The organism is Prevotella lacticifex (genome assembly GCF_019973375.1).
GTDB lineage: Bacteria > Bacteroidota > Bacteroidia > Bacteroidales > Bacteroidaceae > Prevotella > Prevotella lacticifex.
Genome location: NZ_BPTV01000004.1, coordinates 98,392 through 117,789 on the forward strand (window position 1 = coordinate 98,392; position 19,398 = coordinate 117,789).

General features: G+C 47.8%; 9 protein-coding genes, 1 rRNA gene and 1 pseudogene. 3 read left to right on the forward strand and 8 right to left on the reverse strand.

Going from position 1 to position 19,398, the window contains the following annotated elements; genetic code table 11:
- Window positions 1-612: 612 nt before the first annotated feature.
- A complete protein-coding gene (locus LDN30_RS15730; protein WP_223927176.1) occupies window positions 613-2,067 on the reverse strand; it encodes an AAA family ATPase in 1,455 nt (484 codons plus the stop codon).
- Window positions 2,068-2,275: 208 nt separating this feature from the next.
- On the opposite strand from LDN30_RS15730, the gene LDN30_RS16570 reads away from it, so the two are divergent.
- The gene (locus LDN30_RS16570) at window positions 2,276-2,593 is read left to right on the forward strand and encodes a DUF6169 family protein (RefSeq protein WP_223927177.1); all 318 of its coding nucleotides are present in this window, start codon (window positions 2,276-2,278) and stop codon (window positions 2,591-2,593) included.
- Between the two features lie 437 nt (window positions 2,594-3,030).
- On the opposite strand, the gene LDN30_RS15740 is transcribed toward LDN30_RS16570, so the two are convergent.
- The 5 genes from LDN30_RS15740 to LDN30_RS15760 form a co-directional block, all read right to left on the reverse strand.
- A complete protein-coding gene (locus LDN30_RS15740; protein ID WP_223927178.1) occupies window positions 3,031-4,617 on the reverse strand; it encodes a mannitol dehydrogenase family protein in 1,587 nt (528 codons plus the stop codon).
- A 140-nt stretch (window positions 4,618-4,757) separates the two neighbouring features.
- Window positions 4,758-6,023 carry a mannonate dehydratase gene (uxuA, locus tag LDN30_RS15745; RefSeq protein ID WP_223927179.1) on the reverse strand — a complete coding sequence of 422 codons (1,266 nt, stop codon included), beginning with the start codon at window positions 6,021-6,023 and terminating at the stop codon, window positions 4,758-4,760.
- Window positions 6,024-6,149: 126 nt separating this feature from the next.
- A complete protein-coding gene (locus LDN30_RS15750) occupies window positions 6,150-8,180 on the reverse strand; it encodes a glycoside hydrolase family 2 protein (RefSeq protein ID WP_223927180.1) in 2,031 nt (676 codons plus the stop codon).
- A 14-nt stretch (window positions 8,181-8,194) separates the two neighbouring features.
- On the reverse strand, window positions 8,195-10,498 hold the full coding sequence (locus LDN30_RS15755) for a TonB-dependent receptor (RefSeq protein ID WP_223927181.1): 2,304 nt from the start codon (window positions 10,496-10,498) through the stop codon (window positions 8,195-8,197).
- Window positions 10,499-10,568: 70 nt separating this feature from the next.
- Window positions 10,569-11,993 (reverse strand): carboxylesterase/lipase family protein, encoded by a 1,425-nt coding sequence (locus LDN30_RS15760; RefSeq protein ID WP_306432747.1) that lies wholly within the window; start codon window positions 11,991-11,993, stop codon window positions 10,569-10,571.
- A gap of 209 nt (window positions 11,994-12,202) precedes the next feature.
- Here LDN30_RS15760 and LDN30_RS15765 point away from each other — a divergent pair, with 209 nt between their 5' ends.
- On the forward strand, window positions 12,203-16,195 hold the full coding sequence (locus LDN30_RS15765) for a hybrid sensor histidine kinase/response regulator transcription factor (RefSeq protein ID WP_223927182.1): 3,993 nt from the start codon (window positions 12,203-12,205) through the stop codon (window positions 16,193-16,195).
- 38 nt (window positions 16,196-16,233) lie between these two features.
- Here the strand turns inward: LDN30_RS15765 and LDN30_RS16575 are convergent.
- Window positions 16,234-16,458, reverse strand: a pseudogene (locus LDN30_RS16575) (hypothetical protein); the annotation flags it as partial.
- Between the two features lie 188 nt (window positions 16,459-16,646).
- On the opposite strand from LDN30_RS16575, the gene LDN30_RS15775 reads away from it, so the two are divergent.
- Window positions 16,647-18,614, forward strand: a complete 1,968-nt coding sequence (locus LDN30_RS15775; protein WP_223927183.1) for an IS1634 family transposase — start codon at window positions 16,647-16,649, stop codon at window positions 18,612-18,614.
- A gap of 670 nt (window positions 18,615-19,284) precedes the next feature.
- Here the strand turns inward: LDN30_RS15775 and rrf are convergent.
- Window positions 19,285-19,397, reverse strand: a 5S ribosomal RNA gene (rrf, locus tag LDN30_RS15780).
- Window position 19,398 lies beyond the last annotated feature (1 nt).

Below are 19,398 nucleotides of genomic sequence, written 5' to 3' on the forward strand. Positions count from 1 at the left end.
AAACATAGTAACTACGGCGGCAGAGTGCTGCAAGCACCTAAATATCAATGGCTTGCACAGGAATATCGGGGTCTACAAATATTGCGATTTTATCCGCAATGGTCGTCGGTCTGTAAATTATGTGCGCCTTAATGATCCGCTTGCATGGGCGGTAGGCAGGGTTAGGAGGCCTCCGGTCGGTCGCCAGACCAAATCGCTCTTTTATTTCGGAGACCAGTACCGCAGCCCCCGCCCTCCCCTGCAACCTACCATTGCGCATTCGTGTTGATTTCGTATGGCAAGTATTCACATAGGCGCTGAGGAATACAATAATAAAAAAATAGAAGAAAATGTTCGCACGGATTTCATGGATTACACGGATTTATTGAACAAAATTTATCTGTGGCAATCTGTGAAATCGGTGTGAATTATTCAAAGGTAGTTTATGTTCGCACGGATTTCACGGATTACAAGGATTTATTGGACAAAATTTATCTCTGACAATCTGTGAAATTTGTGTGAATTATTCGAAGGTAGTTTTTTATTCGCACGGATTTCACGGATTACACGGATTTATTGGACAAAATTTATCTGTGGTAATCTGTGAAATCTGTGTGAATTATTCAAGGTAGCTTATTTTCGCACTGGATATTCCCCGTGGGCCGAAAAGATAAACAGATCGTCTAACACTACTTCACTTTGTACATGAGAAGAGTACTCGTTTGGTTTCAAGCCGTATGTTGTTATGAATGTCGTCATGATAGACTTACGGGTCTTTGTCTCACTAAGGAAATCCGACAACTTTGTTTGCAGTGTATCGTAATATTGCTTGGTGATAGTAAATGGTTGATTGCTATATTTTATCTCACATAAGTTTACAGTCATGTCACTTCTGTCAATCACCAGGTCAATCTGCGCACCTTTCTCTGAGGTCGCACTTTTCCATGAAGATGTAAGACTCTGAATACCATTAATACCCAGAGCCTTCTTGATTTGGCTTATATGATTCAGACACAGCATCTCAAAGGCATAACCACTCCATGCTCTATGGATGGCACTGCCAAGGGAGTGTGTCCAGAATTGCTCATCACGATAACGGTTCTTCCGAATGAAATGGAAGTAGAACAAAGTATAGAAGTCTGTCAACTGGTAAAGTGCATCCTTCTTCTGCTTGCCAAAGGGCTCATATCGTCTAATGAACCCACATGCCTCCAGTTCAGAAAGCATGGTTGTCAGTCCACCGTTGTTTGCCAGTTTGGTACTGTCTATTATCTCTTGTCTTGTCAATCCTTTCGTCTTCTTAGAAAGGGTCTCAACAATACTTATGTAGTTAGCAGAATATTTGAATAATGCTTTATAGAGATTGTCGAATTCTCCGTCAAGGGCGCACCCTATCTCAAAGAACAAATGGTCAATATTCTGGGCGACACTTAATCCCTTCTCCATTTGCCTGAGATAATAAGGTACGCCACCCATAACCATATAGCATTCAGCTATTTCCTTACGTGAGTAGTTGAAGCCATTGGCAGAAAAGTATTCTTCACACTCATGAAGGTTAAACGGTGCCAAGGCGATTCTGTGGGTTAGTCTGTTGTGAAGACCACCGCGATTATTTATGAGCTTGCTCAGCATCCATGAAGTGGCAGATCCACATACTATCAATTTTATGTCTTCTCTTGCTGAAGCCCATGAATTCCAAAAGTGTTCCAGTGCACTGATGAAGTTAGAGCGAGGCGTATCCATCCATGGAATCTCGTCAATGAAGATTATCTTCTTACCTTTTGGAAGTTTCTCAAGGTATTTCGATAGTTCTACAAAAGCTATAAGCCAATTCTCTGGCACGTCCAAGTCATCGTTGCCAGAGAATTTCCTCAGCTCTACAGTGAAATTCAGCAGTTGTTCTTGTAGAGTAACATTGTCCAAGCCTGTTACATAGAAAGCAAAATCGCTACCAAATAGTTTCCTCACAAGGAAAGTCTTACCTATACGGCGCCGACCATATACAGCAATAAACTCAGAGTCATCACTATCTATCCAACTACGCAGTTCCTTCTGCTCTTTCTCGCGTCCTATTATTTCCTTTTTCATATTCATGGGCATGTATAACTTGCGCAAAGTTAATAAAAATATATAGATTAAGCAAATTATAATACCGCATAAATAACAAAATCTTTTTATTTTCCATTTTTCTTTTGTCATTCCACTCATTTGCACTATCTTTTACCTTAATTCCGCAACCATTTGCGCAATCCTTTATTAATATTTTTTATAAGTCTCTGAGGAACAATAAGTTGCCTTGCCTCGTGATAAAAGCGTTAAAGATACGATATTTGCAGTCATCAGCGAATTCTTCCGTGTCAACAATGCCACAATGCTATATATATGTGAATCGGGAGATGGAAGGCAGGCTATGCGTAGCCGACTATTTAGTCATTGGTTTGCTGATTTTGCCGATAAGAACAAATACGCTTTTCTTCAATCCTCCATCGTTGATAAAGAAGGCACAGAGAACTACTTCGCAATCATTACAAGGAACGATAACCCGAACTTCGATGATGTGATGGACGAATGCAAGTCTGCAATTAGATTTTTCAGAGACAAGCCGAGAGAATAAGCTTTTAACCGGTGAAAGATGGTAAAACCATAGGGGCTGGGGTTATCCCCGTCCTCGCAGTTGCGGTCAAGCAGCATGGCACGAATAAATACAAATAGCACGCTGATATTTAATGTGTTGTATGCATTCCGCACATGTATTGTATTCTATCCCCATATCCATCGAACAGATAATTAATCTCAAAGATTATGTAAAATTATTTCAAACAGAAACCGAAAAATTTCCATCCTTGCAACTCCTTAGTAATCAACGAATTGCAGCGAGGGTCATTTTGCGTTGCAAAACGGCCCATATTGGAACGCAAAACGGACCGTTTCGCAAGCTGAAACGGTCCGTTTGAGAAGGTGAAATGGTCTATCTAATAATATTGTAATGATATTTCGCAATTATACCATAAATCCGTCGGTATTGGCGCGGGTATGATGGCGAAACTAAAATCAACGCCGAGTGGCATACTTATGGAGCGCAGTCCTGACGGCACCGGTGCCTGCAAAGAGCTCGCTGACCATCCTCTCGATGCGCTGTCCGAGTCCGGCCTCGTAGAGGTCAACACCGAAGATATCCTTACGGCGGTAGAGTCGCTCGACGCAACTGACATCCTGGTCAGCCTTGCCGATGGTCAGCGGAGCCACGATAGCCTGAAGCTCGGCGAGCAGTGGGTCGGGTGACGGATCGAAGGGCTTGCCGTTGTCGTCGATGCCCTTAAGATAGCGTGCGTAAGCGGCAAGGATGAGCGGGATGAGCACGAGGTTACTGGTGTCGAGGCCGCGCGCGATGTACTTCCTTATCGTCTCGCCGAAGCGTATGGCGAGTTTCTGACTGGTGTCCATGGCTATGCGCTGCGGTGTGTCGGGCATGAACGGATTCGGCAACCGCTTGTTGATGAAGGCCCCGATGAACTCGTAAGGATTGATTATTCCTGGGTCGGTCACCACCGGCATGGCCTCGATATATCCCGTTTTCTGTACGAGGGCGCGGATGTCGGCATCGGCAATCTCGGCCGAGATGAGGTCGTAGCCCAACAGACAGCCGAAGATGGCCATGGCGGTATGGAGTGGATTGAGGCATGTCGTGACCTTCATCGTCTCCACCTTATCGACGATATCGCGTGAGGTATAGATGACTCCTCCTAAGTCGAGGGGCGGACGGCCATTGGTGTAGTGGTCCTCGACGACGAGATACTGCGTCTCCTCCGAGTTGACAAACGGTGCCGTGAAGGTGTGGCGCGAGGTCTCGATATAGTCGTTGTCGGCGAATCCGTCGGCAGCGAGCATCTCCTTGACTTTAGCGTGAGGACGGGGCGTAATCTTGTCGATCATCGACCAGGGGAACGTGATAAGGCTCTCGTCGTGGACATAATCGACGAACTCCTGCGGCACGAGGCCGTCGGCGAGCCAGCGATCAGCATAGGCGAAGACACCCGTCCTGACCTTGTCGCCGTTATGCGAGCAGTTGTCCATGCTCTGCACCGTCACTGGCAGCCGTCCGGCCTTGAAGCGCTCGTAGAGCAGAGCGGTGACCTTGCCCAACGCAAAGACGGGCTCGAGGCCGCGCGCAAGGTCGGCATCGTTGAACGCATAGCCTTTCTCGGTGATGGTGAACGACACCATCTGGAGCGACGGATTGCGGAAAATCTCGACAAGACGGTTCCAGTCGTCGAACTGCGGGTCGGCTTTCAGCGATTCGGTGACGCTGGCAATGACTTTCTTGTCGACAGTTCCGTCGGCTTTAAGGCTGACGAGCAGCGACAGATTGTCGTAGGGCCGATAGGCTTTGTCGACGACCTCGTAGTCGAAGGTCTCAGCCACGACGACGCCACGGTCGTACTTTCCGGTGTTGAGAGCGTCCTCGAGGATTGCCGCCGGGAAGGCACGAAAGATGTTTCCGCCGCCGAAGTGCACCCATGTGGGTGCGTCGTGGGTCTTACGGCGCACGGCAGCGATGTCAAATTTCGGGAGCTCATAGCCTTTCTGCTCCCATTCGCCGGCATTGAAACCGGGGTTCAGTATGTCTGTCAGTTTCATATTTGTTCTCCCACCAGCCTTTCCCGCGTAGCGTGGGGAGTGTGGTTAGCTGAGGTGGGTGTCAGTTCTTGATTTATTTTTTATGCAGATATTACCTATATATAAAGATGTGTAAGTCGCGGTGCGGCTTTCCGGGCCTCTCAGTCGAAGAATCCCGGCTGATGGAACGGTTTGTCCATCTCGCGGTCGACGGCAGCGATGATGCCCTGTACCTGTCCGAGGGCGAACATCCGGCCGAGGAAGGAGTATCCGGCGTTATACCCGCGGGCCTCATCGCCGAGCATGGTCATTCCGTGGTCGACGCGCATCGGCAGTCGGGCTATATTGCTGTTGTCGCGACGGTTGAGCTCCTCGCGCTCGAAGGTGTGGACGAGGTCGATGATGTCGGCACGTCCTCCGAGGTGACTTGCCTCTGTGAAGTCGCCGTTAGGGAACACATGGCACGACCGCAGATGGACGAACCACGTGCGCGGGGCAAACTCGCGGGCCATGGCCGGCACGTCGTTCTGGGCTCCCGCCGACAGGCTTCCGGCACAGAATGTCAGGCCGTTGTGCTTGTCGGGAACAGCGTTGAGGAACCACTCTATATCCTCTCTGCTCGTCACGATGCGCGGCAGACCAAGAATCTGAAATGGTGGGTCGTCGGGATGAACGCACATATACATGTCGCACTCGTTGCACACCGGCATTATGGCCGAGAGGAAATAGCGCATATTCTCGCGCAGCTGGTCGCGGTCGATGCCCTGATACTGGTCGAGAAGCTGACGGAAGAGCTCCACAGGATGCTCGTCGCCCTCCTTGAAGTTGCCGCTGACGAAGCCCTGGGTCTTTATGACGATATTCTCGACGAGGGCATGGTCTTTCTCCGGTGTCATGGTGGCGGCTAAGGCGTCGACCTCCTTGAGGATGTCGCGGCCGTTGGGTTTTCCGTCGGGACCGAGGGTTTTGAACTTGGCCCAGCTCTCCCTGGCGCCCTCGCGCCGGAGAATGTTTATGTCGAAATATGCGAATTCGGGAATGCTGAAGTATAGATTCGACGACCCGTTGGGATTGGGGTGCAGCAGGTCGGTGCGTGCCCAGTCGAGTACGGGCATGAAGTTATAGCACACGGTGTGTATGCCCTCGGCGGCGAGATTGCGCAGACTCTCGATGTAGACGGCAATCTGCTCGTCGCGGTCGGGACCTCCGTATTTTATCGTTTCGGTCACCGGCAGCGACTCTACGACGCTCCAGCGCATGCCGTACGACTCGATATAAGTTCTGAGGTCGTGAATCTTCTCGCGCGTCCACACCTCGCCGAGCGGCACGTCATGAAGGGCTGTTACGATGCCCTCGACGCCTATTTGTCTTAGCTGTGCAAGAGTTATCTTATCGTTCTTGCCAAACCATCTCCATGTTCTTTCCATTGTATATTTTTCTTAATTGCTATCTTTATGATGTTTTCTTGAAAAGTTGTTGGAAGGCAGGCAGCATATTCATGTCCCCTGTCTTCCTATAAACCTGTCATCTATCTAAAAACGAAGAAGCGAGTTCTATAGATTTACATTCCAAGTAGCTCTGTCTTGCCCGTGGGCCGACTTGAGAACCACCTCGTTCTTGCCTTTCTGAAGACGGACGTTCTTCCAGCTTACGGTGTGCACCTCATCGGCTTTCTGTGTACCTATTTTCTTTCCGTTCAGATAGAGGGTGGCACTGCCATCGCTCACGAAACCAATGATGTCGGTAACATCTTCCTTACGGTCGGTGTAGCCCTTTGAGCAGAGGAAAGTGGTAGGACTGGTCTGGTTCCAATTGGCACGATAGAAATAGAAAGCATCTTTCTTCACTTTGCGGTCGTGGCTCACAAGACCTTTATCGTTGAGGTTGTTGAACTCGCCCTCGGTGCGCATAGAAGAACCAAAGTCGAACATGTTCCAAATGAAGGAGCCCCATACGAAGTCGCGCTTCTGAATGTCGAGAAGGGCATTGTGGTGCACGGCCGTCTGATTCTCCATGGGATGGAAGCGTCCCATCGTCATCTTATGACCACCACCGGTGTGGGCTATAGCAACATGCTGTGTGAGTCCGGAGCCTGCGCCATACTCAGATATGCCAATCTTTGTGTAAGGATGTGCCTTGTGCCACTCGTCGAGGAACGGGCCAAGATCGGTGTCCTTGCCATTATACCAGCCAAAGTATCTGTTCCAGCCAAGCACATCGGATATGAAGTTGAAGTCGCCTTCAAAGCATGTAGCCGATGTACTAACACGAGAGGGATCTATCTGATGAACCATGTCGTTGAGCTCGGCGGCTATCTTGTTCTGTCCGCCGCTTACCTCATTGAAGATTCCCCAGAAGCACACTGAGGGGTGGTTAATGTTCTGATAAATCATCTCACGGAGATCTTCGCGGAGATTATTGTCGAACGACTCTGAAGGGATGTAATGGCTTACGAAAGGTATCTCTTCCCAAACAACAAAACCGCGCTTGTCAGCTTGCTGAATCATGTACTGGGCCTGAGGATAATGGGCCATGCGGATGGCATTGGCACCCATATCCTGAATAAGGTTCAGATCGGTGTCGTGCTCCTTCGTTGTGAGTGCGGTAGCCACGCCGGCCCATTCCTGATGACGTGATACTCCGTGAAGCTTGAGATGCTTGCCATTGAGGAAGAAACCTTTGTCGGCATCAATGTAATAGCTGCGAAATCCCGTCTGATCCTCAACGCGATCGATCTCCTTACCGTTACGTTTGAGCACTGCTACAACATTATATAGGTAGGGATCGGTGGTGCCTTGCCAAAGATGAGGATGTTGAACTTCGATATTCATCACGCACTTGTCGTTATAGATGTTCGGAGTCTGCTGCGATGCGACAACCTTTCCTGTGGCATCGGTTATCTGCAGTTCTACAGTACAGCCTTTATAGTCGGTTGTCGTAGAGAGGTGAACCTCAGCCTGAAGGCGTGCCTGATTGGCATCGGCCGACTTCTGATGCAGGATGACGCCGTTGCTACCGTAGAAGAGAGGCGATATGCAGGCACTCTCAGCCGATTTCTCCAACCATACATCACGATAGATGCCGCCGTAGATGTTGAAGTCGCCAGCAATGGGGGCAATGTCAAGCTGGTGGCTGTTGTCGCAAATCACGGTAATCTTGTTCTCCTTGCCATATTCCACCTGATTGGTTATCTCCACTGTGAAAGCGGTGTAGGCATTGCGGTGTTCACCTACCTTCTTATAGTTACAGAACACGTTGGCAGTCTGGCTTACACCTTCGAAATGAATGAAGATGCGGCGACCCTTGTCGGATTCTGGAATCATTATCTTCTTTTCATAAGAGCCTTCGCCTTTGCGGAAGCCCTTGTCGGACATGAAATCCTTTTCGTTCCAAGTGTTAGGAAGGTTGACAATGGTATCGCACTCTGGTACACGTACATGAGGGTAAACTCCCCAAGGGATCAAGGCCACTGCCTTGAATCCCCATTGCGAGTTGATGTTGGTTACTTCCTTTGCGCCAGCTGTAAAAGGCATGGCTGCACTAAGAAACAGGACGAGGCCTGCCAATAAATCTTTTCTTTTCATCTTTCAGTTAGCTTTTAGAAATTAATGGTTGTGGAGAGACTCACCTCAAACGGGCGGATGTAGGAGCCTGCCATAAGATAGTTCTTGTACTTCGACGGATCGGTGACAAGATCGGCTGAACTTATGCTTCCGCTGGCTCCGTTCTGGTTGAGGAAGTTAACCACGTTGAGGGCAAAATTGATTTTCTTGTTAAGCTGGAAGCGGACGTTACCGAATGTCTCCCAGTGGCCATTGAAGTAGAGGGTGTTGGTTTTGTTGATGTACTGCTTGCCGAAGTAGCGGAAATTGAGACCGACAGACCACTTCTTATAGTTGTAGCTCGGATCGAGCTCGATGAGCACCCTTGACATTGCTGTTACAATATTCCCGCTTACATCGGCGTGATCGGTTATACCATCAGCAAAGGTAGCGTTGATATCGAGGTTCTGGTAAGTAGGCTTCTGCAGAGTGAGAAGTCCGTGAAGGGCAAATCCTTGGAATGGGGTAAGTACGAAATCGGTGGTCCAACCGATGGTGCGAACATCGTAGTTGGTGGTGACGGTAACCGATTGTTCGTCGCCTTTAAGCAGGCCGGAGCCATCGGTAGCGTCGTTCTGAAGCTGATGATAGAAGCCGCTGCGAGTCTTATAGTTAGTACTGCTAACATAGGAAAGCTGCGATGTAAGAGATATCCACTTATTGTTCCAGAAGATACCTCCGTGGGCTGCATTGATGTCAACTGGTTTCATTCTTGGCATAGCCGCGCCAGAATAGTCCTTTGGAACGGTGCGCTGCATTACAAAAACATACTCTCCGGTAAGACCGAATCCTTTAAGAATGGAATATCGGAAATTGAATGTAGCTGAGGGATTCAGCCAGTCGCCATTGAAATGGGTGATACCACCGTTAGGATTTGCTCCCACCCACCAGTTATTGATACGAGGATTCTCCTTGCCGTTCATAGTTGTAGCACTCTTACCAGCATAGGTGTTGTACTCCAAACGAACACCAGCATTAAGGTTAAGCCGCTTGTTTACCTTCCAGTCATCACTAAGAATGAGGGCGAACTTGCTGTCATGGGTGTTATAATAGGCACCACCATAGGCATTCAGACCGGTGGCCGACTGCAGCAGACCATTAGAATCTTTTACGTATAAAAGATGTGGGTTCTTGGTCACTTCTTGAGCTGAGTTGGTACTGGCCTGTTTGGTTCCCGCACGGTTGTACCAAATATTGAGTCCTATGCGCCAGTTATGCGCAGCATTCTTGCTCTTACCCGAGAGCATCGCTGTATTAAACCACGTACGCTCGAAGCCCGGCACTACCATGAGATAACGGTTCTGAACATAATCGCCGGTATATGGGGTTCCGTCAGCATAGAAATAGCGGCCGGAGTTCTTTGATATGCCAGTGGCCTGGCTTAAGGCTTGGTTAACGTTTCCGAACTTGGCACGGCTCGTAAAGTCGAATTTCATGCCGTTACGGAAGCGGTAATTAAAGTTGTAGGTTATCTGGCTATTCCTTGTGGTACCGCCGTCCCTCCAACTCTTGGTAATAATCTTTCCGGTCTCATCATCACGATAAGATATTGTGTTGGCTTCCTGAGGAAAATAAGGATCAGTGCCAAAGTCGATGCCATTATATTTCTTCACGCTTCCGTCACCTACAAATATGAACGGAGATGCTGTTGAAGTGTTGTTCATGTTGCTGGAGAACTGATAGAGAAGGCTCATATAACCACGTCCCTTAGCAAAGCTCTTAGAAAGTTTGAAACGATAAGCCTGAACTCTGCTCTGCAGGCTTGCTGCTGTAATCTTGGATGTTCCAGGGTCCCAAATCTGGCGGGTGTTAACCATCAGTCCCCAACCTTTGCCCAGAGGTCCGGAAACTACGCCGTCGAATACCTGACGACCGTAGTTGTTGAGCTGATAAGTTAACTTACCACCGAATTGCTTTCCTGCATCGGCAGTGAAGCTGTTTACAGCATAGGCAATGCCACCATACTGAAGGGCTGCCTCACCAAGGCTCATCACGCGGATACGGGAGTAGCCGTTACCGCCCGTCCAACTGAGGTAAGGAATGTCAGGCCAAGGATTGTAGGATACGGGCAGACCATCCTCGAAGATGGTTGCACCTGTTGTGGCTGCAGGCAGACCGATACTTATCTCACGTGGTTGGTCGGCACTGGAAGCATTGAGCATGACGTTACGGTTTTTCACCTCTTTGTCGTTTGCCACACTGTCTTTCTTGATAACCTCCTGAGCAGATAAGGCTGTGGAGCCCAAGAGCATTCCGCACAGTAGTGACACGGTGATGGTGCTTTGTTTATTGATGTTCATTGTTATGGTAAAAAATTAGTTATTGTTGATAATTATAGTTGCTATGAATAATATTTAGTTAGGATAGGTATTATTTCTTTGTCTGAAGCACTTCTACATAGGGAGCCTTGCGGGTGCATGGCTTCCATGTTTTGTCACCGTCGGGGCTTCCGTACTTGATGAAGTTGGTCCAGTAGGTTACCATACGGTCTGAAAGCTCATAGTCGGCCTGGGTAAACGGACGCCAACTGCGCTTCAGCGTGTGGAAGGTGTACCACATCTCTGCTGAATGAAAGGATCCTGCGGTGTCACCGGGAAGGGATCTGTCGAAGTGATAGACGTAGACAGGACGCTTGGAGAGCGAGTCACGAGCCGCGGCAAAGTCGGTTATAGCCTTATCCATCGGCATAATGTCGTTGGCATTGCTACCTATAAGATAGGGTATATCGGCAATAGAGTTGTCCTTTACTGCAGATGTGAAGTCTTCGGTCAGGGCTACACCGTCAATATAAGGTGCAGTAAAGAGTCCGGCCTTTGCCTGACGCATGAACGGCATGAGTGCTCCCAGCACTTTTTCTGCACTTAAGGCTCGCATCTCTTTAGCGGTATGAGCCTGAAGCTGATCCATCATCTGCATACCAAGGGCCTCAAGCTTGTCTTTACTTGCCTCTGTAGAGATGAACTCTCCCAAGCCTCCGCCACTCTGGATGATGGCCTTGCTGATGAATCGCTTGCAAAGCGGACTTGTAACAAGATTCTTCACGCTCCCTGCTCCGGCACTCTGACCGGCAACAGTGATGTTTTTCGGGTCACCGCCAAACTGAGCGATGTTGTTTACAACCCATTGTAAGGCTGCTATTTGGTCATATAGCCCATAGTTGCCCGACAATCCTTCCTTGTTTTCTGCAGAGAGGGCTGGGTGAGCAAGAAAGCCGAAAACGTTCAGTCGGTAGTTGATTGTTACGAGAATAACGCCACACTTGGCCCATGCTTCGCCGTCCATTTCCTTCTCGAAGCCGAACCCGCTCATATAAGCGCCGCCGTGAATCCACATCACAACAGGAAGTTTGGCCTTGGTGTTGCCTGCAGCGCTTCTCGGAGTCCATACATTAAGGTAGAGACAGTCCTCACTGCGCTGAGGCTCACTCTGTGGATCATGAAACTCCTTGCCATAAAATGACTTCATGTCACGTTCGCGTTGAAAGGCCATTGCGGAAAATGTGTTGCAAAGACGTGTTCCCTGCCATGCCTTAACTGGCTGGGGGCGTTTCCATCTCAGATCTCCTATAGGAGCAGCAGCATAAGGAATGCCCTTATATATAAGAACGTGTGAATCTTCACCAAAGCATCCGGATATTTTGCCTCCGGTTACTTTGAGAACGGGAGTTGCCAACTTGATGGATTCATTTGTTGCAGCCTCAACTGTAAAGGCAGACTGTGTGATAAGCAATAACATCATTACTGCTTTAGAAACGGTTCTATTGAGCAGATTGCTTGATAAAAACTTTTTCTTCATATTTAAGTTTTTTGGATTTTAACCGATGTTAGGTTTTGACGCTGCAAAATTAGCAGTAAAAATCAATAATTTCTGTCGTTTTTCATTATTCGATATAGAGCAAAGCAATAAAGTATATGTCTTTTTTCACTAAAAAACAACAATTTTCACCAAAAAGATTTGTTTATTGTCTTTTTATATGTATCTTTGGGACGACAAACTAATGAACAATGAGAAAGATACTCTACTCTATTTTGTGCACACTTGCAGTGCTCCTGGCATCATGTACAAAAGAAAACAAACTGATAGCTCTGGATGGAAGAATGGAGACTTCGGCCATTCTGTCATCCGACGAGGTGAAAACCTTCGTTCAAAACTTCGACGGCCGCATGTGGATAGGAACCTCATACGGGCTAAACCTGTATGACGGGCAGTCGTTCACCTCTTTCTATTTTAACAACAACGATACTACGACCATTCCCGACAACAATATACTAAAACTTTTCCGTGACCGGCAGAACCGAATTTGGATAGGAACGCACCACGGTTTGGCCCTCTATGACGGCAATGGTCGTTTCCGCCGCTTTCATCCGGACAAGGGTGAGGACAATGATGTCCGTGAGATTGTGCAACTTTCAGATGGTCGCATTATAGCCAAATCGGGAACGGTAGGAACTTCGAGCAACGTCTTTCAGGTTGATGCTCAGTCCAATCGTATGCATCTCATCTATCATACGCGGTCTTATCTGAGTATTTGCGCTGGTGAACGAGGTGAGCTTTGGCTTATAGATCCATGCAACATCCGACAGACAGACAGTCTCTATCATACCATAAGGACCATCTCTACCGGCCAAAAAGGAATGGTTTGCTTTTCCGTTCAGACCACGGATAATAAGATGTGGGTGACACAAGAGAACAGATTTACCGGTATAGATTTACACACAGGCAAGATATACCGACCGACAGAGACGATAAAAGAGCCCATTACCTACATTACAACCTACGATGATCATACCATAGTGCTGAAGACACATACGCAATGGCTCATAACCGATACGCGCACAAAGGCTCTTCGTGCGGCTGCCTCACTTGGTGAGACTGATATTCATCAGGTTACCAACATTTACCGCGACGCAAGTCACAATCTTTGGATTGGCTATTACAATAGTGGTTTTGAAGTGGTAAATCCTTATAGATCTCTACTTCAGCAACATAACGCTAATCCCCTCACTACGCTCACCGCCGGCAACCGAATAGCTTGCCTCGCCTACAGCAACGGCTTGCTCTGGTGTGGAACTTATTCGGACGTATTCTGCTATGATGTAGCTAAACATAACTATCAGGTCATTTCACAGGACAAACTTTTCCCGGAGAACAAGATTTTTACACAACTATTGCGTAAGATTGTTGTTTCAGGAAACAGGACAGTGCTACTTACACATGGCAGTGTCGTCCTGGCCGACATCGTTGGCAAGAGGCTCGTGCCGCGATTCAACTATCGCAATCATGGCTATCTCGGCGATTGTGTCATGGACGACAGCCTTATATACGTCACTTCCAACCAAGGATTTCAAGTAATAAAACATGATGCAAGCAGCAAAAAAGTGCAAATGCCCGACGAAAGTTTCGGCAACGATTCCAGACTTCTCCTCTTGAACCCACTTCGTGTGCTCATCATTACCCGTGGCCTGCACTTCTATGTCTATGATGCGAGGAACGGCAAACTGGAGAAAATACCCATCAACGGTAGCACTGAAGGGGGCGGAATGCCTATGGCTATCGTCAAGACGGGCAAAAAGGTGTGGATAGGTACCAATGGCGACGGTTTATTCAGTCTTGATCTTTCAACGCGGCAACTACGCCCTTACCCTTCTACAGCAGGCTTGCACGTGATGAGCATGGCTGCTTATGGTCAGCACCTTCTCATAAGTACGCGTCTGGGCATGGGCATAGTCAACACTTCCTCAGGCGAAACTCAGCTCTACGACATAACACTTTCAAAGGGCAAGCCTTACGAGCTCTATAGTGCCAACAGCATTGCCCTTGTCGGCGACGACTGTTGGCTCGGTTCTGCTTATGGTTGCGTGGCTGTACCAAGACAGATAACCTCCCAAAAGCAGGCACCGAGCCTGTATATTTCCGGACTATATACGATGAGAGGCGAGAAGCGCTATAGCGTTGTTATGGATAGCACTATGATGTCGGGACGACAAGAAATAGTTCTGAACCATCGCGACGACCATCTGAGCATAGCATTCTCGGGTGCAGGCTATGAAAGCTGTATGCAAGTGGTATACCAATATAAGATGATGGGTTACGATGACCAGTGGACTACTCGCCAGCAGCCGGGCTCTATAACCTATGCCAACCTGCCTGCAGGCACCTATCATTTCCATCTGAGAGTTTTGCAGGCACCTCACGGCAGCGTGCTTGGCGAGCGAAGCCTTATCATCCGTGTAAAGCCGGCACCTGCCGCCTCTACTCCTGCCGTAGCGCTATACGCTTTCCTCGTTTTGGCTTTGGTAGTCTATATCAACCGCCTTTACCTTAAAATACGCACCAACCGGCTGCAACTGGAACAGGAAAAGAGTGAGAAACAACGCATAGAGCAATCGGATGAGATGAACCGGAGCTTCTTTGCCAATATTTCTCACGAGTTCCGCAACCCTCTTACCTTAATATATGGTCCTCTGTCGACTATCAACAACGACAAGACACTCCCTCGGGAGACCCGCCGTTCACTCTCTGTTATTACCCGTGGCGTAAAGAGTATGCTTCGATTCACTGACCAAATGCTTGACTTTAATAAGCTGGAAAAAGATGCCCTCCGACTGAGTGTGGTCCAAACGGATGTAATGGAACGGCTTCGGAAGCTCGCCGATACACTTCGCGAAGGGGCCAGCTATAAGCATATATCAGTGGAGACGTCTGGCCTAAAAGGCAACGTATTTGGCTGGCTCGACAATGATAAGCTGGAAAAAATACTTGGCAATCTTTTCACTGATGCTATAAACCATACTGAAGAGAACGGACAGATAGACTTTTCAGCCTCGATTATCGACAGTTCTGAGGTCTCTAACCCCACATCTTTACCACCATCAACAGTAATGCGCTACCTAAAGCTCACTGTGATGCATAGCGGTAAGGAAATTCCTGATAACAGACTTGCCGACGTCTTTCTTCGCTATTACGAATTGCCCGAGGCACATAAGGCCGATTCCTATAGCTGGGACTCAGGTATAGGACGCTATTATGTAAAGCGACTTGCTGAACTTCATCATGGCACGGTAAGGGTTCGCAACGTAGAAGGAAAGGGCGTTGCCTTCGATGTTGTCCTTCCTATTGATGAATCAGCTTACCCCAATGAGGCATTTACGGCCAACAACGGAAATCCATCGCCTGTGATAGAGGAAGCAGAACAAGCTCCTAAGGCCTTGGATGACATTTCTCGTCAGAACAATCTGGCAGGAAAGCCGGTCATTCTTGTCATAGAAAGCGATGTAGAACTGGCGCAATACATACGCATTCTGCTTCAAGAAGACTATATAGTATTCAATAAATACAATACCGAGGATGCATGGGCTGAGATGGATATTGCCACACCCGACATAATCTTGTCCGACATACAAGCTGGCCAAAGCTCAGAAATTGATTTCGTCAGCAACTTACGCCAGGAAGAACGGTGGGCATTCGTGCCTGTTGCCATGTTTGTAGGCAAAACGAATATAGGATTACAGGCAACAGTATTAGAGGCCGGAGCTAACGTATGCATAGAAAAACCTTTTGATGGTCAATACTTGCGTAAAGTGGTGGCGTCGCTTCTTCACAACAGCCAGTGCATGAAGCAGGCTGCACAAATGATAGGGCGAACGCCTGCCCTGGCAACCGACGGAATGAGTCAAGCCGACCGCCGCTTTCTCGATGAGGTGTACAAGCTTATGGACAAGCATCTGGCTGATTCGGATCTTCGCGTAACGGTTCTGGCTCGTGAGCTGCTTATAAGCCCCGCAAAGTTCAACTATAGGCTGAAAAACCTTACAGGAGAAACACCAGGCAACTTCTTCCGCACATACAAATTGCAGAAAGCCGCCCGTCTTCTCCGTGATAGCGACCTAAGTATTAACGAGATAGCCGTGCAAACAGGTTTTGCTACAGCTTCGTATTTCTCCGCTCTTTTCAAGCGAAAATATAAACAGAGTCCGAGTGAATATCGCAATGGATAGAATAAGGGCAAGACTGAAGCACTTGCAGACCAGCTGTCTTTGAACTTAAAGAACGTGACACGTTGAAGATTCTTCTTGATAGAGTCCTCAATATGATCATAGTTCTGTTTCGGGTCCTTTGTGTTTGACTCGCAGATAGTCTGACCGTCTCCACTCTTCTCGTTCTGCCAGTTGCTTCTGTTGTTAACACGTGGATACCAAAGTTCCATATCGGGATGTTGGGGAAGTTCTGCTGTTCCAGCTCTTAGCCCACATTGCAGCAGACCCTCGGCTCACCCCTGCAATTATGTGTAAATTTTCTTAAATTCAGACATGCGGCACATGAAAAGGGCCCGTTTCTGGGCTGTTTTTGGCCATTTTGATTAAATATTCTTAATGGGCCAGGTTGTGGGAGTGCCTGTGTGGACCCACCGGTCTTGCAGGATTCAAAGTATTTTACGACCTTTGCGGCATGTATCTCAAGTACGTCAGACGAGAAAAGCATGTCGGCGGTAAGGTCCTCACACAGAAGTACTACCGCCTGACCGAGTCCTACCGCGACAGCAACGGCAAGACCCGGCAGCACATGTTGCTTGCTCTGGGCTATCTGCCTGAACTTCCGACGTTTGAGCAGCGCGACATGTACATGAGATGCCTCAATGCACTGGTTCTCCGTGGTGAATATATAATATGTGATGATAAAAACGTGTCCTCGAAAGTCAATGATACCTACAATGAATTGAAATCGAGAGGACTGATCAACAATATTATCACCAACAGCCGTGATGTGGCCAAGGCAGAGAAGGCCCGTGAGGAACATGAGCGCAAGTGCGGCTATATCACAACGAAAAGTTTCTTCGACCAAAAGCTTACCAACGCGCGCTCGGTCGGAATGGAGAACGTATGTCTTTCCATACTGAGGAAGCTGGGACTTGAAAAGTGTCTGATTGACAACGGCCTCAGCCGCGATGAGGCCCGTGTGGCTTTGGTACAGGTTGCGGCTCGGGTTATCTTCCCATGTTCTGAATACCGTACGGCCAAGTATTTACGTAATGAATCCTCCCTTTGCGAGATGGTCGGAGTCAACAGTGAGAAAATCACCAAGGACGTGCTCTATGGCAGTGCCCGCAAGCTTTACGGCATACACAAGGAGATTGAGGACTTCCTGCATGACCGTGTCGTTACCATGTTCGACATCCATGAAAAGATATACCTCCTGGATCTGAGCAACACGTATTTTGAGGGCCGTTATACACTGTCTGACCTTTTGGCCCGCGGCCGCAGCAAGGAGAAGCGCACTGACTGCAAGCAGGTCGTATTCGGGGCAGTGGTAAACACCGACGGACTGCTTGTGCGTACGGACATCTTCGAAGGCAACGCTGCCGACTACAAATGCATGCAACCAATGATTGACGCCCTCAAAGATGGTACTGACAAAGAGAATCTTATCATTGTGATGGATGCCGGGATGTCAGGTGTTGAGAACATCAAATGGCTGAAGGACAACCATTATAAATACATTACCGTCATGCGCGGCGACAGCGCCTGCACCCCTCTGTCCGAGCGTGTAGTTACGGTGAAGGACGAGAAAAAGCAGGATATAAAGCTCCGCCTTGTCAAACTTGACCGTAAGCCCGCCGTAAATGCCAAGACAGGAGCCATGGACGATTATACTGGCGACGCATTCCTCCAGGTTGACAGCTATGCCAAAGCTCTGAAAGAGAAGAGTATGGCTGACCGAACCGATGCACTCTTCGTTGATGGACTAAAAGCCATAGACGCCGGACTCCACAAGGCAGGCGGCACCAAGAAACGTGACAGAGTCCTCGAACGCCTCGGGCGTTTGGAACAGAAAACCGGCACGGCACATCTAAACTACGACATCCACTTTGAATATGACGAGCACGACACAACCACGGCAATCACCTGGAAACGCAAGGCCGAACGGGTGGAGAAGCAAAACAGCTTTCATGGAAAATATATCGTGCGTACGAATATCACAGAGAAAGACGAGGAAACTATTTGGAACTATTATAATGTAATTCGTACTGTCGAGACCGTATTCAGAGTCCTTAAAAACGATCTGGATATCAGACCGGTATACCACAAAAGCGACGAAGGCATCAAGGCCCATCTTCACCTGGCCATCCTCGCCTATTGGGTCGTATCCACTGCAAGATACATGTTGCGCAGGGGAGGTATCAAGGCGGAATGGTGGTCTCTGCGGCCTGTCATGAACAAGCAGATAGTAGCCACCAGCACAGCCAGTCTGAGCAACGGAGAAAAGATTGCAGTAAGAAAATGCAGTGAGCCGGAAGATGATTTACTACAGATATACGACACGCTCAAGGTCGGCCACATTCCGATAAAGGCAAGAAAATTTGTGTGGACCCAAAAAGCGGATTTCAAAAAAAGCGAATCCTGGAAATCAGGGGGTTAGCTGAAATATAGCTGCAATGTGGGTTAAAGGAGGAACTAAACCCTCTATGAGGCTGTCTTTTCAATATTCGAGATAGTACTCGCAAGATACGTCTACTAACTGCTTTAGCTCCTTTATTTCTCTTTCCCTTCCTATTATAGACATGTCTTTTTATTTTTCTACAAGGGTACCAATTTTATTAATCTGAGAAAAACAAAACGCTATTTTTAATCTTTAAATCTTATTTTATTTATTAACCCTGGTTCAAGTGTTCTATCTTCAAATATCTTGTCAAACAAACATGAATATCATTAGATATAAGGTAAGATTATAAAAGTTCAATCATTATAACAACTCACAAAAAGAACCCAGCACCAAAAGGTGCTGGGGAAGCCTTAAGCTTTTATCCTTTGTCTATCCTTTTTCCATGCATGCCATAATAACAGCACGTCAAACAAGATACTTGGAATTGCGAACTAAGGACAGAAGATTCCCGCAAGAGTCAGTAATATCGAAATACTACTAGTAAAATACGGATTATCTAATAATCTCCATGAAGCCTGGGCTATCTTTTTTAGCCCAGACTAGAAAAATACAAATATACTCTTCATAATCTCGACAAATTAAAGTCAGTTGATTTAAGCTCGGAGTCCCTATCGAGCTACTGACCGGTTAAACATTGGACTCTTGTCAAAGGCGGCTACCTGCTCTCCCACAAAACATTGCAGTACCATCGGCGCAAATGGGCTTAACTTCTCTGTTCGAAATGGGAAGAGGTGTGCCCCCACCGCAATGACCACCTGAT